At 71.8% G+C, this 24,921-nt stretch carries 26 protein-coding genes; 11 read left to right on the top strand and 15 right to left on the bottom strand.

Annotated features, from left to right (window positions below; all coding sequences use genetic code 11):
- Window positions 1-255 precede the first annotated feature (255 nt).
- From QRN30_RS16680 to QRN30_RS16655, 6 genes are all read left to right on the top strand, one after another.
- Complete coding sequence (locus QRN30_RS16680) at window positions 256-2,712, top strand: phosphoketolase family protein (RefSeq protein ID WP_284761486.1); 2,457 nt, start codon at window positions 256-258, stop codon at window positions 2,710-2,712.
- A 65-nt stretch (window positions 2,713-2,777) separates the two neighbouring features.
- A complete protein-coding gene (locus QRN30_RS16675; RefSeq protein WP_017887492.1) occupies window positions 2,778-3,107 on the top strand; it encodes a hypothetical protein in 330 nt (109 codons plus the stop codon).
- Window positions 3,088-3,303 (top strand): hypothetical protein, encoded by a 216-nt coding sequence (locus tag QRN30_RS16670; protein ID WP_017887493.1) that lies wholly within the window; start codon window positions 3,088-3,090, stop codon window positions 3,301-3,303. The genes QRN30_RS16675 and QRN30_RS16670 overlap by 20 nt, the downstream gene beginning before the upstream one ends.
- A 33-nt stretch (window positions 3,304-3,336) precedes the next feature.
- The gene (locus QRN30_RS16665) at window positions 3,337-4,020 is read left to right on the top strand and encodes a fumarylacetoacetate hydrolase family protein (protein ID WP_017887494.1); all 684 of its coding nucleotides are present in this window, start codon (window positions 3,337-3,339) and stop codon (window positions 4,018-4,020) included.
- Window positions 4,021-4,173: 153 nt separating this feature from the next.
- A complete protein-coding gene (locus QRN30_RS16660) occupies window positions 4,174-5,148 on the top strand; it encodes a sugar phosphate isomerase/epimerase family protein (protein ID WP_017887495.1) in 975 nt (324 codons plus the stop codon).
- A gap of 10 nt (window positions 5,149-5,158) precedes the next feature.
- A complete protein-coding gene (locus QRN30_RS16655) occupies window positions 5,159-5,335 on the top strand; it encodes a hypothetical protein (RefSeq protein WP_017887496.1) in 177 nt (58 codons plus the stop codon).
- A 321-nt stretch (window positions 5,336-5,656) separates the two neighbouring features.
- On the opposite strand, the gene QRN30_RS16650 is transcribed toward QRN30_RS16655, so the two are convergent.
- The 3 genes from QRN30_RS16650 to QRN30_RS16640 form a co-directional block, all read right to left on the bottom strand.
- On the bottom strand, window positions 5,657-5,812 hold the full coding sequence (locus QRN30_RS16650) for a hypothetical protein (protein ID WP_017887497.1): 156 nt from the start codon (window positions 5,810-5,812) through the stop codon (window positions 5,657-5,659).
- 158 nt (window positions 5,813-5,970) lie between these two features.
- Complete coding sequence (locus QRN30_RS16645) at window positions 5,971-8,481, bottom strand: ATP-dependent DNA ligase (protein ID WP_071251783.1); 2,511 nt, start codon at window positions 8,479-8,481, stop codon at window positions 5,971-5,973.
- A complete protein-coding gene (locus tag QRN30_RS16640; RefSeq protein ID WP_017887499.1) occupies window positions 8,478-9,368 on the bottom strand; it encodes an SDR family oxidoreductase in 891 nt (296 codons plus the stop codon). Before QRN30_RS16640 ends, QRN30_RS16645 begins: the two co-directional genes overlap by 4 nt.
- 135 nt (window positions 9,369-9,503) lie before the next feature.
- On the opposite strand from QRN30_RS16640, the gene ku reads away from it, so the two are divergent.
- Window positions 9,504-10,529: a non-homologous end joining protein Ku gene (gene ku / locus QRN30_RS16635; protein WP_284761484.1), complete on the top strand. Its 1,026-nt coding sequence runs from the start codon at window positions 9,504-9,506 to the stop codon at window positions 10,527-10,529.
- A gap of 4 nt (window positions 10,530-10,533) precedes the next feature.
- Here ku and QRN30_RS16630 read toward each other — a convergent pair whose 3' ends face one another.
- Window positions 10,534-11,346 carry a cupin domain-containing protein gene (locus QRN30_RS16630; RefSeq protein WP_017887501.1) on the bottom strand — a complete coding sequence of 271 codons (813 nt, stop codon included), beginning with the start codon at window positions 11,344-11,346 and terminating at the stop codon, window positions 10,534-10,536.
- Window positions 11,347-11,488: 142 nt separating this feature from the next.
- On the opposite strand from QRN30_RS16630, the gene QRN30_RS16625 reads away from it, so the two are divergent.
- Window positions 11,489-12,133, top strand: a complete 645-nt coding sequence (locus QRN30_RS16625; RefSeq protein WP_071251780.1) for an antibiotic biosynthesis monooxygenase — start codon at window positions 11,489-11,491, stop codon at window positions 12,131-12,133.
- Window positions 12,134-12,145: 12 nt separating this feature from the next.
- On the opposite strand, the gene QRN30_RS16620 is transcribed toward QRN30_RS16625, so the two are convergent.
- Genes QRN30_RS16620 through uriH form a run of 4 tightly spaced genes read right to left on the bottom strand, consistent with a single transcriptional unit; the run spans window position 12,146 to window position 16,463 of the window.
- A complete protein-coding gene (locus tag QRN30_RS16620) occupies window positions 12,146-13,087 on the bottom strand; it encodes a Ppx/GppA family phosphatase (protein ID WP_214585119.1) in 942 nt (313 codons plus the stop codon).
- Window positions 13,088-13,138: 51 nt separating this feature from the next.
- Complete coding sequence (locus QRN30_RS16615; protein ID WP_214585120.1) at window positions 13,139-13,999, bottom strand: ribokinase; 861 nt, start codon at window positions 13,997-13,999, stop codon at window positions 13,139-13,141.
- Entirely contained in the window at window positions 13,996-15,426 is a 1,431-nt protein-coding gene (uriT, locus tag QRN30_RS16610; protein ID WP_214585121.1) for a uridine transporter UriT, read from the bottom strand. The genes QRN30_RS16615 and uriT overlap by 4 nt, the downstream gene beginning before the upstream one ends.
- Before the next feature lie 5 nt (window positions 15,427-15,431).
- Window positions 15,432-16,463 carry a uridine-preferring nucleoside hydrolase UriH gene (uriH, locus tag QRN30_RS16605; RefSeq protein WP_284761480.1) on the bottom strand — a complete coding sequence of 344 codons (1,032 nt, stop codon included), beginning with the start codon at window positions 16,461-16,463 and terminating at the stop codon, window positions 15,432-15,434.
- Window positions 16,464-16,625: 162 nt separating this feature from the next.
- On the opposite strand from uriH, the gene QRN30_RS16600 reads away from it, so the two are divergent.
- Window positions 16,626-17,624, top strand: a complete 999-nt coding sequence (locus tag QRN30_RS16600) for a LacI family DNA-binding transcriptional regulator (RefSeq protein WP_259551529.1) — start codon at window positions 16,626-16,628, stop codon at window positions 17,622-17,624.
- Between the two features lie 220 nt (window positions 17,625-17,844).
- Here QRN30_RS16600 and QRN30_RS16595 read toward each other — a convergent pair whose 3' ends face one another.
- From QRN30_RS16595 to QRN30_RS16570, 6 genes are all read right to left on the bottom strand, one after another.
- Complete coding sequence (locus QRN30_RS16595) at window positions 17,845-19,542, bottom strand: MDR family MFS transporter (RefSeq protein ID WP_259551527.1); 1,698 nt, start codon at window positions 19,540-19,542, stop codon at window positions 17,845-17,847.
- A complete protein-coding gene (locus QRN30_RS16590) occupies window positions 19,539-20,159 on the bottom strand; it encodes a TetR/AcrR family transcriptional regulator (protein ID WP_259551525.1) in 621 nt (206 codons plus the stop codon). The genes QRN30_RS16595 and QRN30_RS16590 overlap by 4 nt, the downstream gene beginning before the upstream one ends.
- 51 nt (window positions 20,160-20,210) lie before the next feature.
- Window positions 20,211-20,693, bottom strand: coding sequence for a GNAT family N-acetyltransferase (locus QRN30_RS16585; protein ID WP_231564055.1), 483 nt, complete (start codon window positions 20,691-20,693; stop codon window positions 20,211-20,213).
- Between the two features lie 90 nt (window positions 20,694-20,783).
- Window positions 20,784-21,473: an HAD family hydrolase gene (locus QRN30_RS16580; RefSeq protein WP_284761478.1), complete on the bottom strand. Its 690-nt coding sequence runs from the start codon at window positions 21,471-21,473 to the stop codon at window positions 20,784-20,786.
- 54 nt (window positions 21,474-21,527) lie between these two features.
- Window positions 21,528-22,169: an MBL fold metallo-hydrolase gene (locus QRN30_RS16575; RefSeq protein ID WP_017887512.1), complete on the bottom strand. Its 642-nt coding sequence runs from the start codon at window positions 22,167-22,169 to the stop codon at window positions 21,528-21,530.
- A 58-nt stretch (window positions 22,170-22,227) separates the two neighbouring features.
- The gene (locus tag QRN30_RS16570) at window positions 22,228-22,653 is read right to left on the bottom strand and encodes a MarR family winged helix-turn-helix transcriptional regulator (RefSeq protein WP_042538313.1); all 426 of its coding nucleotides are present in this window, start codon (window positions 22,651-22,653) and stop codon (window positions 22,228-22,230) included.
- A 93-nt stretch (window positions 22,654-22,746) separates the two neighbouring features.
- Between QRN30_RS16570 and QRN30_RS16565 the strand changes: the two genes are divergently transcribed.
- Both QRN30_RS16565 and QRN30_RS16560 read left to right on the top strand, forming a co-directional pair.
- Window positions 22,747-23,502, top strand: coding sequence for a glycosyltransferase family 2 protein (locus QRN30_RS16565; protein WP_042538311.1), 756 nt, complete (start codon window positions 22,747-22,749; stop codon window positions 23,500-23,502).
- A gap of 111 nt (window positions 23,503-23,613) precedes the next feature.
- Window positions 23,614-24,255 (top strand): hypothetical protein, encoded by a 642-nt coding sequence (locus tag QRN30_RS16560; RefSeq protein ID WP_071251775.1) that lies wholly within the window; start codon window positions 23,614-23,616, stop codon window positions 24,253-24,255.
- A gap of 9 nt (window positions 24,256-24,264) precedes the next feature.
- Here QRN30_RS16560 and QRN30_RS16555 read toward each other — a convergent pair whose 3' ends face one another.
- Complete coding sequence (locus QRN30_RS16555; protein ID WP_214533075.1) at window positions 24,265-24,882, bottom strand: helix-turn-helix domain-containing protein; 618 nt, start codon at window positions 24,880-24,882, stop codon at window positions 24,265-24,267.
- Window positions 24,883-24,921 lie beyond the last annotated feature (39 nt).

Genomic DNA, 24,921 nt, shown 5'->3' with positions numbered 1-24,921 from the left:
CGCCCAGCACGAGGGCGCCGGTGGTGGCGAGGGTGATGGAGGTCTTGAGGCTCTTGCGCATCGTGATCAGTCCTTTGCTCTGGAGGCGCTCCGGCCGGTGGCCGAACGTGCACTGTGCACGCGCTGAGTACCGGCCAACTGCGACCGGAGAGCGCCCTGGGCTTTTGCCCTGTGCAAGTCATTCGGCGCCGCTGCCCGAACGGTTTGGACGAGTTTCCTGAGGTGCAGCAACCCGGTGTTTCGTACCGTGTACCCATGGCTCCAGCACACATCTCCACCACCGACCGGCTCCGGGCGGTCGACGCCTGGTGGCGCGCCGCCAACTACCTGACGGTCGGGCAGATCTACCTGCTGGACAACCCGCTGCTCACCCGGCCGATCGAACCCGACGACGTCAAGCCGCGGCTGCTCGGGCACTGGGGGACCTCGCCCGCCCTGAACCTCGTCTACGCGCACTGCAACGCGCTGATCGCGGAGACCGGTCGCGAGTTCCTGTACATCTGCGGCCCGGGACACGGCGGCCCGGCGATGAACGCGAACGCCTGGCTGGACGGCACGTGGAACGAGCTGTACCAGGATGTCGACCTGCAGCGGTTCTTCCGACAGTTCTCGTTCCCCGGCGGCATCCCCTCGCACGCCGCCCCGGAGACCCCCGGGTCCATCAACGAGGGCGGCGAGCTCGGCTACTCGCTCTCCCACGCGTACGGTGCGGCGCTCGACAACCCCGACCTCGTCGTCGCGTGCGTGGTCGGCGACGGTGAGGCCGAGACCGGTCCGCTCGCCGGGTCGTGGCAGGCGCACACGTTCCTCGACCCGGTCTCCGACGGAGCAGTCCTGCCGATCCTCAACCTCAACGGCTGGAAGATCGCGAACCCGACGGTCCTGGCACGCATCCCCGACGAGGACCTCACCGCGTACTTCCGCGGGCTCGGGTACGACCCGATCGTGGTCGACTCCCGCCGCGTCGACGACGACCCGTACGCGGTCCACGCCCTGTTCGACGGCGCCCTGCGACGCGCCCTCGCCGGCATCGACGACATCCAGGCCGCCGCACGTGCCCAGGCCGCTCGTGCCGCCGCCGGCCAGCCCGCCGGCGCCGCGGCCCTGCGTCCGCGGTGGCCGATGATCGTGCTGCGCACCCCGAAGGGCTGGACCGGCCCGAAGGTGGTCGACGGTGAACAGGTCGAGGGGACCTTCCGTGCACACCAGGTGCCACTGCCGGCCGTGCGCGAGGACGACGGTCACCGCGCCCAGCTCGAGGAGTGGATGCGCTCGTACCGCCCGGAGGAGCTCTTCGACCAGGACGGCCACCCGGTCGGCATCATGACGTCGATCCGCCCGACCGGCGACGAGCGGATGAGCGCCACCCCGCACGGCAACGGCGGCCGGGTGCGGACCGCGCTCGACCGCCCACCCCTCGAGCCGTACGCGGTCGAGGTCGGCACCGAAGCGTCCGCCACGGGCACGCTCGGCCCCTGGCTCGCCGCCCTGATCGAGAAGAACGCCTCGACCTTCCGGCTGTTCGGTCCGGACGAGACCATCTCGAACAAGCTCGACGCCGTGTTCGACGTCACCACCCGCGTCTGGCGTGCCCAGCGTGCGCCGGGCGACGAGCACCTCTCCCCCCGCGGCAGGGTCACCGAGGTCCTGTCCGAGCACCTGCTCGAGGGCATGCTCGAAGGGTACGTGCTGTCCGGTCGGCACGGGATGCTCAACACCTACGAGGCGTTCGCCCACATCATCGACTCGATGGTCGGGCAGTACGCCAAGTGGTTGGAGTCCTCGACCGACATCGACTGGCGGGCACCGGTGTCGAACCTGTCGCTCCTGCTGTCGTCGCACGTCTGGCGGCAGGACCACAACGGCTTCTCCCACCAGGACCCCGGGTTCCTGGACGTCGTCGCGTCGAAGCAGCAGGACCTCGTGCGGATCAAGCTGCCGGCCGACGCCAACACCCTGCTCGCCGTCGCCGCCCACGCCATGGAGACCACGGACCGCATCGAGGTGATCGTCGCGGGCAAGCACCCGGAGCCGGTCTTCCTGTCCCTCGAGGACGCCGTCGCGCACGCCGACGCAGGACTCGGGGTCTGGGACTTCGCCGGCACCGAGCAGGCCGTCGGCAGGGTCGACGTCGTCCTCGCGTGCGCCGGTGACGTCCCCACCGTCGAGGCGGTCGCCGCCACGGACATCATCCGGAAGCACGCACCCGGGGTCGGTGTCCGCGTCCTCAACGTCGTCGACCTGCTGGCGCTCGGCGACCCGCGCAAGCACGAGCACCCGATCCCGGACGAGCAGTACGACGCGCTCTTCCTGCCCGGCACGCCCACGGTCTTCGCGTTCCACGGGTACCCGACGCTCGTGCACCAGCTGACGTACCGCCGGAACGGGCACGACGACCTGCACGTGCACGGGTTCCTCGAGCAGGGCACGACGACCTCGCCGTTCGACATGCTCATGCGCAACGAGATGGACCGCTTCGCCCTGGCCCACGACGCCCTGACACGGGTGGACGCCGAGGCGCACGCCGACCTGCTCACGAAGCTGTCCGAGGCGCGTGACGCTGCACGGACGTTCGCGTACACGAAGGGCGAGGACCACCCGTCGCTCGCGGGCTGGGAGTTCGCGGGATGGCCGCAGGACGAACCCGCCAGCGGTGGGACCGGCGGCGACCCGGGTGCGGGCGAGACCGAGGCGGCCGCGCCCGGCAACTGACGCACTCCTCCACAGGACCGGTCACGCCCGCCGCGTGGCCGGTTCCGTGCTGTCAGGGTTCCGGCATGGACATCGGCTGGATCAGTGCGCTCGTGTCGGTCACGAGCGCGTCCGTCGCGCTGGGTGCGCTCGTCGCCTCGGTGCTCGACGGGCGCGCAGGACGGCGAAATGCAGAGTTCTCGGTGCACCGCGACCTGTGGTGGCAGCGTTGGTCGTGGGTCGCCGACCGGGCGACCTCGGACGACGAAGGAACGCGCGCGGCCGCCGGTGTGATGGCAGCTGCGCTGGTGAGCCGCAGTTGGACGACCGCGGACGACCGCTGGGTCGGCCGGGCGCTCGACGACCTGACCGCAGCGACGATCGAAGGAGCGAACGATGATCTCGAAGCTGAGTGACAAGGACTTCAAGCGCTGGCTCGACGGACGTGAACTGACGACGCCCGCACTGCTGGCAGACCCGCACTACGGGCCCATGATGCGGGCGAAGGGCGCCGAGGAAGAGCTCCGTCAGGCGCGGATCGAATGGCGCGAACGGCAGGAGCGCGCACGAGCGCGGAAGCTCAAGGACGAGGCGTCCTTCGGTGAGGGCTGAACCGACGCCATGCGAGCCTGCCACGCTGGGACCGTGACCGAACTCGTCATCCCGGCCCCGAGCCTCCCGACCGTGCCCACGACGACGGGCGCGCGGTTCCCCGTCCGCCGTGTGTTCTGCGTCGGCCGGAACTACGCGGCGCACGCCCGCGAGATGGGCCACGACCCGGACCGCGAGCCGCCGTTCTTCTTCACCAAGCCGGCCGACGCCGTCGTGGTCGACGACGCCGACACCCCGTACCCGCCCCTGACCCAGCAACTGGAGCACGAGGTCGAGCTCGTCGTCGCGATCGGCACCGGCGGCGCGGACATCGCCGTCGCCGGTGCCCTCGCCCACGTGTGGGGCTACGCCGTCGGCATCGACCTGACCCGCCGTGACCTGCAGGCCGAGGCGAAGCGACTCGGGCGCCCGTGGGACACCGCGAAGGGCTTCGATGCCTCGGCACCGATCGGCGCGATCACCCCGGCGGACGCGGTCGATCCGACCAGCGGCGCGATCGAGCTGACGGTGGACGGGGAACTCCGGCAGGCGGGCGACCTGGCCGACCAGATCTGGTCGGTCGCCGAGACGATCGCGGCGGTCTCGCGGTCGGTGTCGCTCGCGCCCGGCGACCTGCTGATGACCGGCACCCCCGACGGCGTCGGCGTGCTCGAACGCGGCTCGGTGCTCATCGGCACGATCGCCGGTGTCGGCGAGGTCCGGACCCGGATCGTCTGAGCCACGTGTCGCCGATGTGTCGACGGGCTGGGAGCCTTCGCAGGCAGCACGGGTAATCCTTGGGCATCGTCGCGGGTGGGGCCCGCGGCGGACACGGGGCGGCGCATCGCGACGGGGCGACGCGGACACCCCGGGACTGCCGGAGGTACGACCGTGCTGGAACACGACCTGCTCGCCACGTCCTGGACGTGGGCGGGCGACGAGAGCGTCCGCGACCGCGTGCACGCGGTGGGGTCCGCCGGGTTCGCCGGCCTGTCACTGTCCCTCGACGACCTGCACGAGGTCCGTGCCACGACGGGCTTCGCCGAACTCCGCCGCATGCTCGACGGGGCCGGCATCGTCTGGGTCCAGCTCGGACCGCTCGACCGGTGGTGGACCTGCGCGAGCCGCACCCAGGACGAAGACGCCGATCGCGGGGTGGTGCTCGAGGCCGCCGCGACCCTGAGCGCCTGGCAGGTGGTGGTCCGTGCCGACACTTCGTTGCCCGGAGCCTCCCCTGCGACGATGGCCGACGACTGGGTCGCGCTCGCCGACCAGGCCGAGGCCGTCGGGGCGCAGATCGTGCTCGAGCCGGAGCCGTGGTCCAACCTGCCCACGATCGAACGGGCCGCACGCTTCGTCGCCGCTGCCGGGCACCCGAACGGCGGGCTGCTCCTCGACGCCATGCACGCGCTCCGCGGCGGTTCGACCCTCGCGTCGATCCGGCAGGGCGTCGCACCGGGGGTCCTCGCAGCCGTCGAGCTGAGCGACGGACTGCTGCACACCCCGAGCGGGATGACCCTGGCCGAGGAGTCCCGGACCGCGCGGTACCTGCCCGGTGCCGGGGCGTGGGACCTGCCCGGCCTCGTCCGGACGGTGCGTGAACTCGGGTTCGACGAGCCGTGGGGCGTCGAGGTCCGGACCCCGGCGCACCGTGCGATGCCCGTCCGTGACGCGCTCCGCACCGCCGTCGCCGCCACCCGTGCGGTGCTCGACGCCGCTGACGCCTTCGGTGCCCCGGCTGCCCCGGCGATGCCCTCGACGCCCGCACCGACGTCCGCCGTCGACTTCGAGCCGCCGCAGACCGGCCGCCACGACCCGACGAACGGTGCGCGACGTCGGGACGCCGACACAGGGACGCCCGCGTAGGTTGCTGGGCATGACCGATCAGGCAGCACACGACGACGACCTGCTCCGCCGTTCTCAGGAGTCCATCGACGAGGCCAAGGCCGCCGCGGCCGAGGTCGTGGAGCCGGACGAGGACGCGCTCATCGACGAGGATGCCCCCGTGGCCGACCACGCGGAGCCCGCCGACGGACCCGCCCCCGCGGCGTGACCCGGTACTGACCCGGTACTGTCCCGAAAGCACTCCCCACACCGACGGAATCGCCGGGCGACCATCCAGGTCGCCCGGCGATTCGTTCGTCTTCGCGTGTGACGATCCGCTCACTCGGTGCGTCCCACCAGTGGACCCATCGGTTGCGCTGCTGCGCGCCCGGTGCGGGGCCGTGCGGCCGGTCTCCCTGAACCGGCTGGCCGCGTGCCCCGGCGGCGGTCCGTGCGCTCCCTGATCCAGCGTGCGGGCCGTCGGGTCCGCCGACCCGTTCCGCCACCACGGAGCCGCCGGGCCGCCGCGCGGGTCAGGCCACCGTTCTCGTCAGTCGTCGTCCTCGTCGGCGAGGAAGTCCGCGTACCGGACCTCGGTCTCCGTGGTGCTGCTGCGCGGTTCGACGATCCGCTGCGACAGGTCGTCCCCGGTGATCGCGACGCGTTCTGCGGCCGTGAACGGCGGCAGGTACTTGCTCGAGTTCATCCCCTGAGCCCCCTTCGTCTCGGCGAACGTAACAGTCCGTGGCCGGACCCCGGCGTCGTTGCCGGAATCGTCCCCCGCCCGAGCGTCGCACGGGGGACGGAATTTCGCCAGGGGCGGACCCATGCGGATGCATGCGCCGGCCGCGGCCGGCCAGCGCGTCAGGACTCCCGCACGACGTCGTCCGGGTCCTTGTCGACCCGCCATCCCCGCCACGACGGTTGCCGGAGCCGCCCGTCACCCGTCCACTCGGCGAACTCGACCTCGCCGACGCGCTCCGGCGTGACCCAGTGGGCGTCCCGCGCGTCGGGCCGTGGGACGTCGACGAACGGTGAGGTCTTCCGTGCCAGTGGTGCGAGGACATCGCCGATCTCGTCGAGGTCGCGGTCGCGGAACCCGGTGCCGACCTTGCCGATGTACTCCAGTCCGTCCGGGCCGGGTACCCCGAGCAACAGCGATCCGATCCCGCCGGCACGCCGACCGCTGCCCGGCTTCCAGCCGCCGACGACGACTTCCTGGGTGGCGTGGTGCTTGCGCTTCAGCCAGGCTTCGGACCGACGGCCCTCGGCGTACTTCGACGACCGCTTCTTCGCGACGACGCCCTCGAGGCCCTGCTCGCGCGAGGCGGCCAGCACCGCGTCGAGTTCACCCTGCACCGCCGGCGGCACGTCGATCGCACCACCCGGTTGCACGACGGTCTCGAGCGCCTGGCGCCGGGCGTCGTACCCGAGCCGAGTCAGCTCGTGCCCGTCCGCCTCGAGCACGTCGAAGAGCAGGAACCGGACCGGGGTGGTCTCCTGCGCGCTCCGGACCTCACGCGCCTTCGTCAGCCCCATCCGGTTCTGGAGCAGCTGGAACGACGGTCGGCCGCGGTCGTCGACGGCCACGATCTCACCGTCGAAGACCCCGTCCACCCCGGCCCGCTCCCCCAGTTCCTGCAGTTCCGGGTACTGCGCCGTCAGGTCGTTGTCGTTGCGGCTGCGCACGGTGACCGATCCGTCGCGGACGGTTGCGAGCGCCCGCACCCCGTCCCACTTCATCTCGAACGCCCAGTCCGCCGGGTCCAGCCGGGTCTCGCCCTTGTCCAGGGTCGCCTGCATCGTCCGGCGCTCCGACGGCGGGGTCTCGGCGTCCGCCGCCCGGGTGATCCGTCGCCGCCCGTCGGACCCGCCGGGTGCGGTGCGCGCCACCGCCGGCCCGGCACCGCTGCCGCCGTCCGCCAGCCGTTCGGGTTGTTCCTTCGTGCGGTGGATGAGCCAGTTCTTCTCGTCGCCCCCGCCCCGGCCGCGGGTGTGCAGCAGCGCGAGGCGGCGAGCGCCGCCGGTCCGACCGTGCAGGGTGACGATGACCTCCTGCCCCTCGCGCCACTTCTCGAGCTCGTAGGTGCCGTCGTCCCAGATCGTGACCGTGCCGCCGCCGTACTCGTCCTTCGGGATCGTGCCCTCGAACGAGCCGTACTCGAGCGGGTGGTCCTCGGTCTGCACGGCCAGGTGGTTCTTGCCGGGATCGGTCGGTTCGCCCTTCGGCAGTGCCCAGCTCACCAGCACGCCGTCGTGCTCGAGCCGGAAGTCGTAGTGGTCACGGGTGGCGTGGTGCTCCTGGACGACGAAGGTCGGTGTGCCGTCCTTCCGCACCGTCGGGGCACCTTCCGGCACGGGTTCCGGCGTCTTCGAGGCGTCCCGCTTGGCCCGGTAGGCGGCGAGCCGGTCGCGGGCGGGCTGCTCGGCGTCGTTCGCCCGCTCGGTGCGGTCGCTGTCCCAGTGACCGTGGTCGTCGCGCCCGACGGCCAGCGAGGCGGAGGCGACCGGGTGCAGGAAGTCCCCACGGGCCTCCAGGCGTTCGAGGACCTCGTCCAACGTGAGCTGCGCGAGCCCGCGTTCCTCGAGTTCCTTCCAGGTGCGTGGTGCCGCGACCGTCGGCCGTTCGCGGCCGCGCAGCGAGTACGGGGCGATGGTCGTCTTGTTGCCGTTGTTCTGCGACCAGTCGACGAAGACCTTGCCCGTCCGCTCGGCACGGCTCATCGACGACAGCACCAGGTCCGGCAGGTCCGTCTCGAGGGCCTTGGCCAGCTCGTGGGCGACGTCGGAGACCTGCGCCGTCGTCGCCTTGCCGTCGAGGGCCGCGTACAGGTGGATGCCCTTGGAGCCGGACGTCACCGGGTACGGGTCGAGTCCCATGCCGTGCAGGATCTCGCGCGCGGCCACGGCGACCTCGACGCACTCGGGCAGCCCGACGCCGTCACCGGGGTCCAGGTCGAGCACGAGCCGGTCCGGGTGCTGCTGCGCACCGCGGGGACCGAACCGCCACTGCGGGACGTGCAGTTCGAGCGCGGCCTGCTGCGCCATCCACACCAGGGTCGGCAGGTCGTCGACGATCGGGTACTCGTTGTCGTGCTCCGAGTGGTGGATGGTGTGGTGCCGCACCCAGTCGGGGGCCGAGTCGGGCAGGTTCTTCTCGAAGAAGACCTTGCCGTCGACGCCGTTGGCCCAGCGCTTCCGGGTCACGGGGCGGTCCTTGACGTGCGGGATCATCCACGGCGCGACCCGCTCGTAGTACTCGATCACCCGACCCTTCGTGGTGCCGGTCTCGGGGTAGAGCACCTTGTCGGTGTTCGTGAGCGCGAGCCGACGGTCGCCGACCAGGACGACGGTCTTGCGCGAGGCGGGACTCACAGCGCCACCCCGGTCGCTCCCGCCACCGTCAGGGTCGTGCCGGACGTGTACGACGACTCGGGCCCGGCCAGGTAGACGTAGGCGCTGCCGAGCTCGACGGGCTGGGCGGGACGACCGAACGGGGTGTCCTGGCCGTACGCCGCGATCTCGTCGCCCGGGTAGCTGATCGGCTGCAGGGGCGTCCACACCGGCCCGGGCACCACCGTGTTGGCACGGATGCCCTTGCTGGCGAGCTGCCGCGCGAGCCCGTTCGTGTACGTGATGATCGCGGCCTTCGTCGCGGCGTAGTCGATCATGCGGTCCTGCGGCTGGTACGCCGACACCGAACTGGTCGTGACGATCGAGCTGCCCGGCGCCATGTGCGGGACGGCAGCGCGGACGAGCCAGAACAGCGAGTACAGGTTGACCTTCATCGTCCGGTCGAAGTCCTCGGTGCTCTGCTCGGTGACGTCCTGGTGCACCTGCTGGTGGCCGGCGACCAGCACGAGCGCGTCCAGGCCACCGAGCTCGCTGACGGCGTCCTGCACCAGGACGTCGCAGAATGCCTCGTCCGTCAGGTCGCCGGGCAACAGCACGGCCTTGCGCCCGAGGTCACCGATGACGTCGCGGACCTGTTCGAGGTCCTCGCGCTCCTCGGGCAGGGCGTTCAGGGCGACGTCGGCGCCCTCCTTCGCCATCGCGATCGCCGCGGCGCGCCCGATGCCGGAGTCCGCGCCCGTGACGAGCACCCGGTACCCGCGCATCCGCCCGGTGCCCAGGTAGCTCGTCTCGCCGTGGTCGGGGGCGGGGTCCATCGCACTCGCCAGCCCGGACCCCTGCTGGGTCTGCGCGGGGAACGGCGGACGGGGGAACTGGTCGCGCGGGTCCTGCTTGTCGAGCTGGCTCATGGGCCCATCGTGCTCGCGCCGGCCTCGCGGCGGTCCAGCGAACCGGACATCCGTGGAACGATCCCCCGGACGGCGGACCTGTGGAGGAACCGTCGGCTCCGGGCACGCACGCATGCGGGCGGGCATCATGTGCGCATGAGGTCGATCTGGAAGGGCTCCATCGCGTTCGGGCTCGTCAACGTGCCCATCAAGGTCTACGCGGCCACCGAGACGCACGACGTGTCCCTGCACCAGGTCCACGACGACGACAAGGGCCGCATCCGGTACAAGCGGGTGTGCGAGTTCGGCCACGAGGTCGAGTACGCCGACATCCAGCGCGCCTACGACGACGGTGACAAGACCGTGGTGCTCACCGCGGACGACTTCAAGCAGCTCCCCGAGGAGCAGTCGCACGAGGTCGAGGTGCTCGAGTTCGTGCCCGTCGAGCAGGTCGACCCGATGATGTTCGAGAAGACCTACTACCTGGAGCCCGACTCACGTTCCCCGAAGGCGTACGTGTTGCTGCGCGAGACCCTGGCGAAGACCGATCGCCTGGCGATCGTGCAGTTCACCCTGCGCCAGAAGACGCGGCTCGGGGTCCTCCGGGTGCATGACGACGTCATCCTGCTGCAGGGGTTGCTCTGGGGCGACGAGGTCCGCGCGGCCGACTTCACGGCGCTCGACACGTCGGTCAAGGTCAGCGCCAACGAGCTGAAGATGTCGTCCTCGCTCGTCGAGAGCATGTCCACCGACTTCGACCCCGACCGCTACACCGACTCCTACCAGGAGGAACTGCAGCAGCTGATCGACGCCAAGCTCGAGGCGGGCGACGACATCGACACCGAGAAGACCTTCGGCGAGCAGCAAGACGACGAGGACGACGACGAGGGCGGTGACGTGCTCGACCTGATGGCCGCCCTGCGTGCGTCCGTCGACAAGAAGCGGACAGGAGGCTCGGGGTCGCGTTCGTCGTCGACGTCACGGTCGTCGTCCGGTTCCGGCTCGGGCACGTCCGGCTCCGGCACGTCCAGCTCCGGCAGGAAGTCGCCGGCGAAGAAGGCGCCCGCCAAGAAGGCCGCGGAGAGCACGACGGAGAAGGCCACCGCGAAGTCGGCGCCGAAGAAGACACCGGCGAATAAGGCCCCGGCCAAGAAGCCCGCCGCCAAGAAGCAGGCGAGCTGACGGCTCAGGCCGCGGTCGACCCGCCGCCCGCCAGGCGCTCGAGCGTGGTGAACACCTCGGCGTACTGCTGGCGGAGCGCTGCCCACCCGGCGCCGGTGTCGATCGACTCCGGGTCCTCGACGGGCACCGCGTACCCGTACTGCGCCCGCGGGACCGGGTCACCCGGCAGCCGGAGCTCCTGGGTGAACGCGCCGCTCGCCGCCTCGAAGGTCAGGGTGTGCGATGCGATGTTCCGGCCCCAGTCCGCGGACGGCCACGACATGAACGCGACGTGCCGCATCCCCTCGGCGGGATCGGTCGCCGAGACGTAGCAGCCGTGGTGGTCCTCACCCGGGGACAGGATCGTGTACGTGCCGTTGTCCCGGTAGACGAGCAGGGCCTCGGCGAAGGGCTTCGGCGCGTACATCGCGGTGTAGCGCAGGGCGTGGACGAACTGCGGCCGCCCCAGCGGGACCGTCACGAGCGCGCTGCGGGCCGGCCCCTCGTTGGCTGGCGCCTCGCCCGGGGTCGACGCCGCTGCACCTGCCGGCAGGTGGGCGACGTAGAGCAGCTCGGCGTCCTCCGTGCCGGTGCTGCGGCCGTCGTGCACGATGCGCGGCTCCTCGACCAGGGCCTGCCCCGGCCCGACGACCCGAGTGGCCTCTTCGGTGACGTGCGTCAGCGCACCGCGCACCACGAGACCCGTCTGGCGTGCGTCGTGCTGGTGCCAGCCGGTCGACGCACCCACCGGGAGCGTCAGCCGCCGCACCTCGTACGTGCCGCCGTCGGGCCCGTCGACGGTGGCGATGAGGGTGGTGGTGGGCTCGGGGTGGGGCATCGGGGTCCTCTCGGTGGTGCGTTCGCCAGATGATCGTCTTGCACCCACCTGGGACGGTGGTCGAAGGACGACGCGGATCCGTTCAGCCGGCGCGCGAGGCACGTGTCACGAGCCGGAAACACGGGTCCGCGACACTGGGCACATGACTCCAGAAGAGCCTGGGGCCTTGTCGTCGCCACCCGCGACCGATGGCCCACCCGTCACCGTCTCCGTCACCCGCCTGGTCGAACCCGACCGCATCCCCGAGGCCACCCGCTGGGTGCAGTCCGGGGTGAACCTGGCGAACCGCTACCCGGGCTTCCTCGGCTCCGGGTGGGTGCGTTCCCGGGCGCAGTCGCGCGAGTGGCACATGCTCTACCGGTTCGCCGACCACGACTCCCTGGCGACGTGGGAGAACTCCGACGACCGGCTGCGGTGGCTCGACCTGGGCCGTGACCTGGTGGTGGAGTCCCGCGTCGAGAAGCGCACCGGCATCGAGGGGTGGTTCGACGTCCCGCAGGACGCTCCGGCCTCGAGCGCTCCCCCGCGGTGGAAGCAGTCCGTGAGCATCTGGCTCGGCTTCTTCCCGGTGAACCTCGCCTTCACGTACCTGATGGCCTGGCTCGTCCCCGCGTTCGCGCACGTCGCGATCCTGCCCCGGGTGCTCATCACGACCGTCGTGCTCACGCCGATCATGACGTTCTGGGTGCTGCCGTTCGTGACGAAGCTGATCCGTCCGTGGCTGCTCGCACCGCCGAAGCAACCGCAACAGCAACGGCAGCAGCCGGTCCGGCAGCCGCGCGGCTAGATCGACGGGTCGCTACGGGGTCCCGAGCACCGACAGCTGATCGAGCCGCTCGAGGATGACGCCCTCGCGCAGTGCCCACGGGCAGATCTCGAGGGCCGGCAGGTCGAAGATGTCCAGGCACGCCTCGGCGACGAGCGCGCCGGGCACCACCTGGTGTGCGCGGCTCGGTGAGACGCCGGGCAGCGCCGCGAGCTCGTCGACCGACATCGTGAGCAGCTCCGGCAGGCGCTGCCGCAGCACCGCGCCGTCGAGGGCACGGGGCGCGAGGGGCCCGGCAGCGGACGGCGCGGCACCGCAGATGCGGGCGATCGACCGGAAGGTCTTCGAGGTCGCCACGGCACGGTCCGGACGCCCCGAGCGGAGCAACCGTCCGGCGTCACGGGCGATCTCCACGCGGATCTCGTGCCGGATGCGGCGGACGTCGTCCTCGGTCGGGGTGCCGGCCGAGAAGTAGGAGCGCGCCAGCCGGGCGGCACCGATCGGCATCGACCACGCGACGTCCGGTGCCTCGTCGGCACCGCCGGCGATCTCGAGCGAGCCCCCGCCGATGTCGAAGACCGCCAGGCGACCGGCGGACCAGCCGAACCAGCGGCGCACGGCCAGGAACGTCAGCCGGGCCTCGTCCGAGCCGGACAGGACGGCCAGCTCGACCCCGGTGGAGGCCTCGACGTGGGCGAGCACGGCCTCGGAGTTGCCGGCGTCGCGCACCGCCGAGGTGGCGAACGCGAGCATGTCCTCGCAGCCGCGCTCCTCGGCGACGCGGACCGCGTCGGCGACGAAGGTGGTCAGGGCGTCGATCCCCTGCTGGGTCACCGCGCCCGAGTCGTCGAGGTGCTCGGCCAGCCGCAGCGGCTGCTTGAACGAGGACGCCGGCAGCGGCGCAGCGCCGCCGTGGGCGTCCACGACGAGCAGGTGGCCGGTGTTGGACCCGATGTCGAGGACTCCCACGCGCATGGACCCAACGCTAGTGGGCCGCGCAGTCACCCCACGGCCAGGAGGCGCGGGTCACGCCCGCAGGAACGCCTCCAGCTCGGCGGTGGTCGGGTACGAGGCCTGCGCGCCCGGCTTGGTCGCGGCGTACGCCCCGACCCCCACCGCGAACCGGGCGGCGTCGACGAGGGTGTCCCCGGTGGCCAGGCGCAGCGCCACCGCACCCATGAAGGCGTCGCCGCAGCCCGTGGTGTCCACCGGCTCGACCCGCACGGCGTCGATCGACACCGGATCGGCACCGCGATCGTGCACGACGCAGCCGGCACCACCACGGGTGACGATCGACCGCGCGACGCCGTGGTCCCCGAGCGCGGCGGCCTCGTGCTCGTTCACGAGCAGCACGTGGGTCAGCTCGAGCAGTTCGGCCGGCACCGCGCCGAAGGGCGACAGGTTCGTGAGCACCGTGACCCCGGCGGCGTGCGCAGCCCGGGCGGCGGCGAGGACGACGTCGATCGACACCTCGAGGCAGAGCCCCAGCACCGTGGCGTCGGCGAAGGCGTCGGTCGGCACGTCCTCCGGCGTCAGCGTGCCGTTCGCCCCGGCGGAGATCACGATGGTGTTCTCGCCTGCGGCGTCGACCGTGATGACGGCGGTGCCGGTCGCCGTTCCCTGACGGACGGCGACGTGCGTCGTGTCGACACCCGCAGCCGCGACGGAGTCGCGGAGCAGCGCACCGTTCCCGTCGTCGCCGACCGCACCGATCATGCGCACCGTGCCCCCGAGCCTCCCGGCAGCCACCGCCTGGTTGGCGGACTTGCCGCCGGGCAGGATCGCGAGGTCCGAGCCCTGCAGGGTCTCACCGGGCTGGGGGAAGCGCTCGGTGCGGACCACCAGGTCCGCGTTGAGCGACCCGACGACGACGATGCTCTCGGTCAACGGACGGTCTCCTTCTGCGGGGCGACGGGGGTGGTCTCGGCGCTTTCCGGACGGGGGATGAGGAACGAGATCGCGAGCGCGACGGTCGTGATCGCGGCCCCGAGCAGCATGCCACCGGAGTACCCGGCGGTGCCCGCGGAACCGCCGACGCCGAGCGCGATCTGCAGCGCGGGCAGGACGGCGAAGCTGACGCCGGCGCCGAGGTTGAACGCACCGGCGTTCAGGCCGGGCAGGAAGCCGGGGTTCGACTCCGGCGACAGCACGATGCCCAGGCCGTTCAGGATGATGTTCGCGATGCCGGCGTAGGTGATGCCGATCAGCACGGTCGCGGTGACCAGCACGGGCAGGGAGTGCACCCCGACGAGCGCCATCAGCACGGTCGAGACGATGCTGCCGATCAGGCCGAAGCGCAGGACAGCGCGGTACCCGATGGTCGGGGCGAGGCGCCCGGCGAAGGGTCCGACGATCCAGCCGACCAGCGCGTACGGGGTGAGGAACACGAGCGAGGCCAGGTCGGGCTCCATGCCGAAGCCGGCGTCGCCGTTCTGTGCGAGCGACGTGACCAGGCCGTTGACGACCGCGAACACGCCCGTCATCGTCAGGAACGTCGTCGCCAGGAGCGCCCAGGTCGCACGGCGTTTCAGGAACCGGGTCTCGACCAGGGGTTCCCGCACCCGCGACTCGACGGCCCAGAACACCGCGAAGGCGACGAGCGCGACGACGACGCCACCGACCACGAGCACGGGGTTCGCCGCACCGAGCTTGCCGGCCTCGTTGAACGCCGTCAGCAGCGCGCCGACGCTCACCACCAGTGGGACGACACCGATCCAGTCCATCCGGGTGCCGGCGGAGGGCTTCGACTCAACGCCCCAGACGGCGACCAGGAACAGGGCGAGGACGGTGACGACGGCGATGACCCAGAAGATCCCGCGGAACCCGAAGTTCGTCGCGATCCACCCGCCAGCCAGGGCGTCGACGCCCGCGATGCCGCCGTTCACCGCGGTCAGCAGCCCGAGCGCGGCGCCGTAGCGCTTCGGGTCGCTGATCTCGTTGCGCAGGACGAGCAGGCAGATGGGGACGACCGGACCCGTGACGCCCTGGATGATCCGGCCGGCGAACAGCATCGGCACGTTCACCGCGAGCGCGGCGACGATGCTGCCGACGAGCATCACGGCGAGCATGCCGAGCAGCACGCGCTTGCGACCGACGATGTCGGAGAGCCGCGGCAGGAACAGCGAGAACAGCGCCGCGAGCGTGAAGTACAGGGTCTGCGACAGGCCGATGGTGGCGTCGTCGGTGTGGAGCTCGCGCGCCATCGTGACGAGCGCGGGGCTGAGCATGCTCGCGTTCAGCTGGAACGCGATGCACGCGGCGAGGAGCGCGGCGGTGAGGGCGCCGATCGACTTCTTCGTCGAGGTGGAGGTCATGGGGTTCAGTGCTCCGGGGTCGTGGTGATGCCGGCTTCGACGGCGTCGGCGGCGGCACGAGGGGTCCAGCCGGTGTCGGCCGTCTCGCCGATGCGCTCGAGCGCGTCGACGACCAGGTCCCAGAACCGGCCGTGGTCGAGGTCCATCGCGGCGCTCGTGCGGCAGTCCTCGGGCGCCGGGGCGCGGAAGTCGGCGACGGTCATCCCGAGGGTCAGGGCGCCCTGGGTCTCGACGTGGATCGGGACCTTCACGGCACGGACGATCGTCGGGTCGATCACGTAGGCGACGGCGCAGGGGTCGTGCACCGGCGGGGCGTCGAAGCCCTGGGCGTCCTTGTAGGTCTGCCCGAAGAAGTCGAGCAGCTCACCGACGAACGCGGCGGGGGCGGTGCCGACACCGGCGATGCGCGCGGCGACCTCGGGGGTGGCCAGGGCCTGGTGCGTCAGGTCGAGACCGACCATCACGACGTCCCAGCCGGCCTCGAACACGATGGCCGCGGCCTCGGGGTCGATGACGATGTTGAACTCGGCGACCGGGCTCCAGTTGCCGACGTGCACGCCGCCGCCCATGAGCACGACCTGCTTGACGCGCTCGACGATGCGGGGCTCCTTGCGGGCGGCGAGGGCGATGTTCGTCAGGCCGCCGGTCGGCACGAGAGTGACCGTGCCGGGCTCGTGCGCCATCACGGTGTCGATGATCAGGTCGACGGCGTGGCGCTCGTCGAGGTCGAACGACGGCTCGGGGAGCATCGGGCCGTCCAGGCCGCTCTCGCCGTGGATGTCCGGGGCGACCTCGATCTGACGCAGCAGCGGGCGGGCGGCACCGGCGGCGAACGGCACCCCGGTGATGCCGGCGATCCGCGCGACGGCCAGGGCGTTGCGGGTGACCTTCGGCAGGGTCTGGTTGCCGACGACGGTGGTCACGGCGAGCAGGTCGATCGCCGGGCTGCCGTGGGCGAGCAGGAGCGCCACGGCGTCGTCGTGGCCGGGGTCGCAGTCGAGGATGATCTTCGCGGCGGGCTGGGTCGCATCGGGCACGCTGGGCGCTCCACTTCTTCGGGGAATCGAGGTGAGTGCTCGACGTGGTGGGGATCCACGGGCCGGCAGAACGCTGGCGACGCGGCGCGTCAAGCGTTTGACATCGAAACACGTCAAACGCTTGACGTCAAGTTCGAGCACCGCGCTCGCTAGCATCGACGGGTGCCCTCCCCCGCCGCCCCGAGCCGTCGTGTGACCGCTGCGATGGTGGCCGAGCGTGCGGGCACGAGCATCGCCACGGTCTCCCTCGTCGTGAACGGCAAGGACCGCGGGCGGGTCTCGGCTCCCATCGCCGCGCGGGTCCGCGACGCCGTGGACGACCTCGGCTACGTCGTCGACCACGCCGCGAGTTCCCTGGCGCGCGGCAGCGGTGACCTCGTCGTGTTCATCGCCCCCGACCTGTCGAACCCGTTCTTCGCCGAGGTCATCCGTGGCGTCCGCGACACCCTGGGCGACCGGTTCCAGCTCGTGCTCTCCGTCACCGAACGGGGCGCGCAGCCGGTCGCGGCCGACGTCCGGCGCTTCGAACGGCTCCGGCCCGCCGGCATCCTGGTCGACGCCCCCGCCGCCGACGAGCCGATGTCGGCGAGCGTCCCCGTGGTGCTGCTCGACGCCCCCGGTGGCCCCGAGGCCGTCAACTACGACCTCTCCACCGGCGTGCACGAGCTCGTCGCACACCTGCACGACCAGGGGCACAGGCACGTGGGCTACCTCGACGGCACCTCACGGGCGGCGACGTTCGGCGTGCGCCGCGACATGTTCGAGCAGGCCTGCGCAGACGCCGGCATCACCGTCTCCGAGGTCACCGCCCGTGCCGACCTGACCGTCGAGGCCGCGGCCTCGGCCACCGAGCACGTCATCGAGGCCTGGCAGGACGACGACGTCACCGCCGTCGTCGCGGCCGCGGACACCCTGGCCTACGGGGTCCTGCGGGTCGCTGGCGCGCTCGGCATCGCCGTCCCCGGCGCACTCGCGGTCGCGGGCTTCGACGACCTGCCGTCGTCGTCGGTCACCGCGCCCGCGTTGACGAGCGTGGCACTGCCCGGCGCTGACCTCGGTCGGGCTGCGGCACTGCGACTCCTCGCGACGCTCGACGGCACGGCCGCCGAGCCCGCGGCCCTGCCGACACGGCTCGTGCCGCGCGCGAGCACCGGCGCGTAGCGCCGGGCGACCGCGACCTCACGCGCTCAGCGGCAGCGCACGCGCGCTGGAACGCGTGAGGTGTCGCCCGGCACGAAACGCCGGCTGCGGCAGTGAGCGCGACCGGACGACTGAAGGGAGGCGCGGTGCCAGCTGGCACCGCGCCTCCCGTCAGCACGCCGTCGTCTCCACAACGCGCCCCGCGATCCGCTGGACGCCGCCGAATCCGGCGGCGTCTCGCTCAGTCCGAGGCTTCCCGGCGGGACGCCGGCGTCTCACCACCCGACGAGACGGACTCCGACCCCGCCGTCCGGGCCGCGCGCTGGGCCCGCTCGAGCTCGTCGGCCTCGTCACCGCCGACGGCCTCGCCACGGGCGACCATGCCGGCCGTGTCGGACAGTGTGATCTGCGGCAGGAACAGCGCGAGCAGGAACGCCACCGCGATGAACGGCAGCAGGTACCAGAACACCGGTGCGAGCGAGTCGGCGTAGGCGTTCACGACGCCGTCCTGCACCGCCGGCGGCAGCCCCGCGACGGTCGACGGGTCGATGCTGCCCGCCGACGACGCCGCATCGGTCGCCGAGCCACCGGCACCGCGGAACACGTCGGTCAGCGACGTCGTGAGCCGCGCGGTGAAGAGCGCGCCGAAGACGGCGGTGCCGAGGGAGGCACCGACCTCGCGGAAGTAGTTGTTCGTCGACGTGGCGGTCCCGACCTGCTCGGCAGGAACGGCGTTCTGCGCGACGAGGACGACCACCTGCATGATCAGGCCGAGCCCCGCACCGAACACGAACAGGTAGGCGCAGATGAGCCAGATCGGGGTGTCCGCCGCCAGCTGGGTCATCGCGAGCATCGCGATGGCCACCAGCACCGTGCCGACGATCGGGAACATCCGGTAGCGGCCGGACTTGGTGATCAGGACACCCGAGGCGATCGAGGTGCCGATCAGGCCGGCCATCATCGGCAGCATCAGCAGGCCGGAGACCGCGGCCGAGGTGCCCGAGGCCATCTGCAGGAACGTCGGGACGAACCCGATCGCCGCGAACATGCCGATGCCGAGCACCAGGCCGATGCCGGTCGCCAGCAAGAAGGTGCGGTTGCGGAAGAACGACAGCGGCAGCACCGGGTCCTGCGCGCGGGACTCGACGAACACCAGGAGTGCTGCCGAGACGACGAGACCGGCGAACCAGGCCCAGGTCTCGGGGGCGTCCCAGCCGTGGTCCTTGCTGCCGCCGAACTCCGAGAAGAACACCAGGCACGTGGTCGCCGCGGACATGAAGAGCACCCCGAGCACGTCGATGCGCTTCGTCGCCTTCTTGTTCGGCAGGGTCAGCGCGAACCACGCCACGAAGAACGCCGCGATGCCGACCGGGATGTTGATGTAGAACGCCCAGTTCCAGGTGAGGTGGTCCACGAAGAAGCCACCGAGCAGCGGGCCGCCGATGGCGGACAGACCGAAGATCGCCCCGAGCGGACCGAGGTACTTGCCGCGCTGCGACGCCGGCACGATGTCCGCGATGATCGCCTGCGACAGGATCATCAGGCCACCGCCACCGAGTCCCTGCATGGCCCGGAACGCCACGAGCTGCGTGAAGTCCGTGGCGAACGCGCACCCGGCCGACGCGATGGTGAACAGCGCGATGGCGATGAGGAACAGGTTGCGACGGCCGAGGACGTCGCCGAACTTGCCGTAGACGGGCATCACGATGGTCGAGGCCAGCAGGTACCCGGTCGTCAGCCAGGCCTGGTGCGCGACGCCGCCGAGTTCCCCGACGATGGTCGGCATCGCGGTGGAGACGATGGTCTGGTCGAGGCTGGAGAGCAGCATCCCCGCGATCAGGGCGGAGAAGATGATCCAGATGCGACGCTGCGTCAGGAGCAGCGGTCCGTCGGAGCCTGGGCGGGCACGCTTGGTGGTGCCCGGCGCGGTGGCGCTCATGTGGTGTGTTCCCGTTCGGTCGTGGTGACCGCCCTGAGCAGGCGGAGGTTCTCGGTGAGCAGCGCGTCGAACGTCGGCCCCGTGGCCTCGTCGAACGCGTCGTCGAAGTACTCGGTCGCGGTGACCTTGAGGAGCGCCGCCGCGGTCTCGGTGACCAGACGCGGTCGGCGGTCGGCGGGGTCGTCCCACCCGAACCGCCGTCCGAGCGCCACGGTGACCCGGGCGAGCTGCACGTCGGTCGCCGACAGGAACCGTGCGACGAGCGCCGGCTCCCGCTCGAACACCCGGCGGACCAGGGCTTCGTCGGCGCGGGCGATGCCGACCCGGTGGAACTGGTCGATGGCCAGCGCCACGATCGAGTCGAGGGGGTCGAGTCCCGTGGGGACGATGCCGCCCGCGGCGTAGGCGTCGATCGCCTCGACGTCGGCGTTGAGCTCGATGCCGAGCACGGCGTCGTCCTTCGACCCGAAGTGGTTGAAGAACGTGCGGCGCGACACCCCGACGGTCTCGCAGAGCTGCTCGATCGTGAAGCCGTGCAGCCCGTGCTCGACCGTCGCCCGACGCGCCTCGCCGATCATGCGTCGGCGGAGCGCTCGGGTGCGTTCGGTGGTGCTCACCGAGCAAGAATTGCACTCTCGTGGTGAAAGTGCAATGTGGACCGGGTCGAGTTACAGGGTCTTCTCGAAGCAGAACGACCACGGCATCGTCGCGGCGTAGGGCTCGTAGACGTCGATCTGGTCCCAGCCGGTCTTGCGGTAGAGCGCCACGGCGTCGGGCTGCTTGTCACCGGTCTGCAGGATGAGCCGCGGGGCGCCGAGTTCGCGACCGACGCGCTCGCACTCGTCGAGCAGTGCGGTGGCCGCACCCTTGCCGCGCGCGGACGCCAGCACGATGAGGCGCTTCAGCTCGACCTCGTCCCCCAGGCGTCGGACGGCGATGTGCCCGACCGGTTCGCCGGACTCGTCGACGGCCAGGATCGACGTGACGACCGTCGACGGATCGACGCTCAGCGCTCGGCTGCGCTCGGCGGTGACCGCCGGGTCCTCGCCGGCGTTCGCCGACCCGTAGCGCTCGTGCATCTCGTCGTCCATGCGGGCGCGGAGCACCACGCTGCGGGGGTCGTCCCAGGACACGCGTTCGATCGTGATCACGAACGTCGATCCTGGCACGGGCGACCGACGACGCGGAAACCGAGGCGCCCGTCAGCCGCGACCGGCGCCGCCCGTCAGGCGCGCCGCCCGTCAGCCGCGCTGGCCGAGTGCCGCGATCGGGCCCTCGCCGGCGCGGAACGCCGCGAGCACGGCCGCAGCGTCGTCGTACACCTCGGCCGCTCCGGCACCGCGGAGTTCGTCACCGCCGATGCCACCGGTCATCACGCCGACGCACGTCACCCCCACCTTGCCGGCGGACTCGACGTCCCACATGGCATCCCCGACCAACACGGCATCGTCGGCGGAGACGCCGACCTTGTCGAGCGCCACCCGGACGATGCCGGGGTCCGGCTTCGCCTGCTCGACGTCCTCGGAGCTGGTCTCGGCGGTGACCCACTCGCCCGCGTCGAGCAGGTCGCGCAGGCGGGCGAGTTCGTGCTCGGGGGCGCTGGTCGCCAGGACGACGGCGTGCCCGGCCTCGGCGACGGCCTGCAGGAGCTCGCGCGCACCCGGCAGCAGCCGGAGCCGCGGCATCTGCTCGGCGTAGTAGGCGGTGTGGAACTGCTTCGCGGTGTCGCGGGTCTCCTGGGACGCGTCCGGCAGCAGGGTCTCGAGCAGCTTGGCCGAGTCCATCCCGATCGCGCGGTGGATGCGCCAGGCGTCGACGGACTCCCCCGCCGCCAGGAACGCGCGCCACCACGCGTCGATGTGCGCGTAGTTCGAGTCGGCGAGGGTGCCGTCGATGTCGAAGAGGACTGCTGTCGTGGGTGCGTCGGCCATCCCTTCATGCTGCTCGGGAGGCCCGGATCGCCTCCCAGGGGCAACCCGCGTCCGTCAGACGGTGATCGTCTCCCCCGCGGGCAGGATCAGGACGGGGACCGGCCCGAGACCGTCGGGCCCGAGGAAGCGTGCGGCGGACTGCTGACCGAGCTCGCTCAGCATCGCCTCGTGGATCTGCACCGCCCGCTCGGGTGCCACGGCACGGACGTAGTCGACGGCCTGGGCGGTGTTCGTCCAGGGGCCGCTCGTCGGCAGCAGCAGGGTCGGCACCGGGACGCCGGGCTCGAGGTACGCGTCGCCCGGGTGGAAGACCGCGTCGTCCACCAGGTAGCCGACGTTCGCGGTGGACGGGATGTCGGGGTGGATGACCGCGTGCTGCTCACCGAAGACCCGGACGGAGAACGATCCGACGGTGATCGTGTCACCGGCGTGCACCGCTGCGACGCGTCCGTGGTGTTCGCCGAGCTGCTCGACGACGGTCTCCGGGCCGCGCACGACGAGGTCGGGGTCCGCGGCGAGTCCCGCGCGGAGCGCGTCGATGTCGAAGTGGTCGGGGTGGTCGTGCGTGACGAGGACGCCCGCGGCACCGCGGACGAGGTCGACGGCCTCGGGCGTGAAGACCCCGGGGTCGATGACGAGGGTGACGCCGTCCTGCTCGAGGACGACGGTGGCGTGGTTGTACTTCGTCAACTCCATGCCGTCGACCGTACAGCGGTGTTGTAGAAGTCCTGCTGTGCCGGAGGTGCGGGCGCGTTCAGTCCGCCCGGCGCGCGACCCGCTCGAACAGCTCGGGCAGGCGGCTGAGCAGGGCGCGCTCCTCGGCGTCGGTCTCCTGACGGAGCGCCTCGGCCAGCCAGTCCGTCCGGGCGTCCGTGTCGTGCTGCAGCGCGGCCCGGCCGGCGTCGGTGATCCGGATCACCGTTGCCCGCCGGTCGGTGTCCGACGCGGTCCGGTCGACGAACCCGAGCCCGGCCAGTTCGCCGACCGTGCGGGACTGCCCCTGGTGCTTCACGCCACGGCGTCGCGCGAGTTCCGCGATGGTCATGGGGCCCTCACGCTGCAGGAACCCGAGGGTGGTGGCGTGCGTGGCCGGCAGCGCGTCCGCCTCGCGTCGTGCGGCGCGCACGAGGCGTCCGATGGACTGCCGCAGTTCGGCGGCGAGCGCGTCGATCGGGTCCATGCCCGGAACGCTACCGCGCGGTGATCGGCGGGCCGGGACAGTGGGGGACGCGGTCCGACAATCCGCACAGCTGACAGCCGGTTGGATCGATGGATGCCCCGTGTCTCGGTCGTGATCCCCGTGCGGGACGACGCCGTGCACCTGCGCCGGTGCCTCACCGCCCTCGCGGTCCAGACCCGGCCCGCCGACGAGGTGGTCGTGGTCGACAACGGCAGCACCGACGACAGCGCGGCGGTCGCCCGGGGCGCCGGTGCGGTCGTCCTCACGGAACCGGTGCGCGGGATCGCCCGGGCATCGGCGCGCGGCTACGACCGTGCATCAGGGGACGTCATCGTGCGGCTCGACGCCGACTCCGTCCCACCGCCGTCCTGGATCGCCGACGCGGTCCGGTTGGTGGCCGACCCCGAGGTCGTCGCGGTGACCGGGCCGGGCCGGCCTCGTGGCGGTGGCCCCGTGGTGCGACGGCTGTGGGACGCCGTGTACATGGGCCCGTACTTCGTCCTGATGTGGAGCGCGCTCGGGCGCCCGCCGCTGTTCGGGTCCGCCATGGCGATGCGCCGGTCGACCTGGGCCGCGGTCGCCCGCAGGGTGCACCGCGGCGACGCCGAGGTGCACGACGACGTCGACCTGAGCATGCAGCTCGACCCGGCCTGGCGGGTGGTGGCCGACCCCGTGCTCACGGTGCAGGTGTCCGCGCGACCGTTGGCGGGCCTCCCGTCCGTCTGGGTCCGGACGCGACGTGCCTTCCACACGTTCCGCGTGAACGGCCGACGGGCGAACCCGGTGCGCCGGTGGGCGCGACGGCTGCGCGCACGGTCGCGGTCGCCGCAGTGGTGGCGCAGCCGCTGACCGACGGGGTCGGGGGACAACGAATCGGTGACGGTCTCAGCCACCGCGGCCCCCGGTCGGTACGTTCGTGAGCGACAGTCATCACCTGACGCGACCGGACGAAGGGGAACCATGCGCCACACGATCGTGCTCACTGCCCTGGTGGCTGCGGGTCTCGCCCTGACCGGCTGCGCCCAGGCCGGACCGGCCGGACCGGCGAGCGCCACCGCGACCTCCGCAGCCGACCCGACGACGGCGCCGAGTCCCGGCCCCACGAGTTCCGAGGACGCGGACGCGGACGTCGACGTCGACGTCGACACGGCCACCGTCCCGGCCAGCTGCACCGACCTGATCACACCCGGCAAGTGGGACGAGGCGTTCGCTTCGGCACCGCTCAACGACCCGTCGGTCGTCGGCGACCCGATCGCGATCCCGAAGAGCTCGTTCACCCCGGCACTGCTGGGCGACGGCAAGCGCCTGTACTGCGTGTGGCGGGAGCCGCAGGCCGACACCTCGTACCTGTCCATCGCGGTCGACGCCGTCGACCCCGCGGCCGCCCGCGACGCGCTGGAGCAGCTCGCCACGAAGGGCTACGACTGCGACGACGAGTCCGACGGGTTCCTGTGCCAGAAGGTCTCGAAGAACTCGCAGTACCCGGTCACCGACGGCGACACGTACTTCGCGCGGGGCGACATCGGCATCCACATCCAGCAGTCGAACATCGAGACGACCGATCTGCTCGACGACGTCGTGGGGCACGTCTTCACGGACTGACCCAACCGGTCACCGGGCCGGACGAGACCGCACGTGGGCTCGTTCGCCCTGCGGCCCGTACAGGCACAGCACCTCGGTGACGGAGTCGGTCACGTTGCCCATCCAGTGCGGGGTGTGGGTGTCGAACTCGGCGACCTCGCCGGGCCCGAGGTCGAGGTCGTGCTCCCCCAGCACGAGCCGGAGCCGTCCGGACAGCACGTAGAGCCACTCGTAGCCCTCGTGCGTCTTGAGCGACGGTTCGCCACCGGGGGTGTTCGGCGGGAACAACTGCTTGAACGAGCGCACCCCGCCGGTGCGCTTCGTCAGCGGCACGACGACGCGGCCGCCGTGCACCTCGGGCTTCATGTGCACGCGAGGGTCGCCCGTCTGCGGTGCGCCGACCAGGTCGTCGAGGGGCACCTGGTAGGCCCGAGCGAGGGGCAGCAGCAGTTCCAGCGTGGGCTTCCGCTGCCCGGACTCGAGCCGCGACAGGGTGCTCACCGACACCCCCGTCTGTTCGGACAGCGCGGCGAGCGTCACGTCGCGATGGACGCGCAGCGCGCGGAGTCGGGGGCCGACCCCGTCGACGACCTCGGCTGTCGAGCGCGGGGCGGTCGCGTCCCGGTTGCCGTGTCCCATGGCGCCCATGTTGCCATACCGGCAAACTTCGTTGCTGTCGCAGCCGCT

The organism is Curtobacterium sp. MEB011 (genome assembly GCF_030209655.1).
GTDB lineage: Bacteria > Actinomycetota > Actinomycetes > Actinomycetales > Microbacteriaceae > Curtobacterium > Curtobacterium poinsettiae.
The sequence above is the reverse complement of the archived record's forward strand: the minus strand, read 5'-3'. Positions and strand labels throughout refer to the sequence as shown.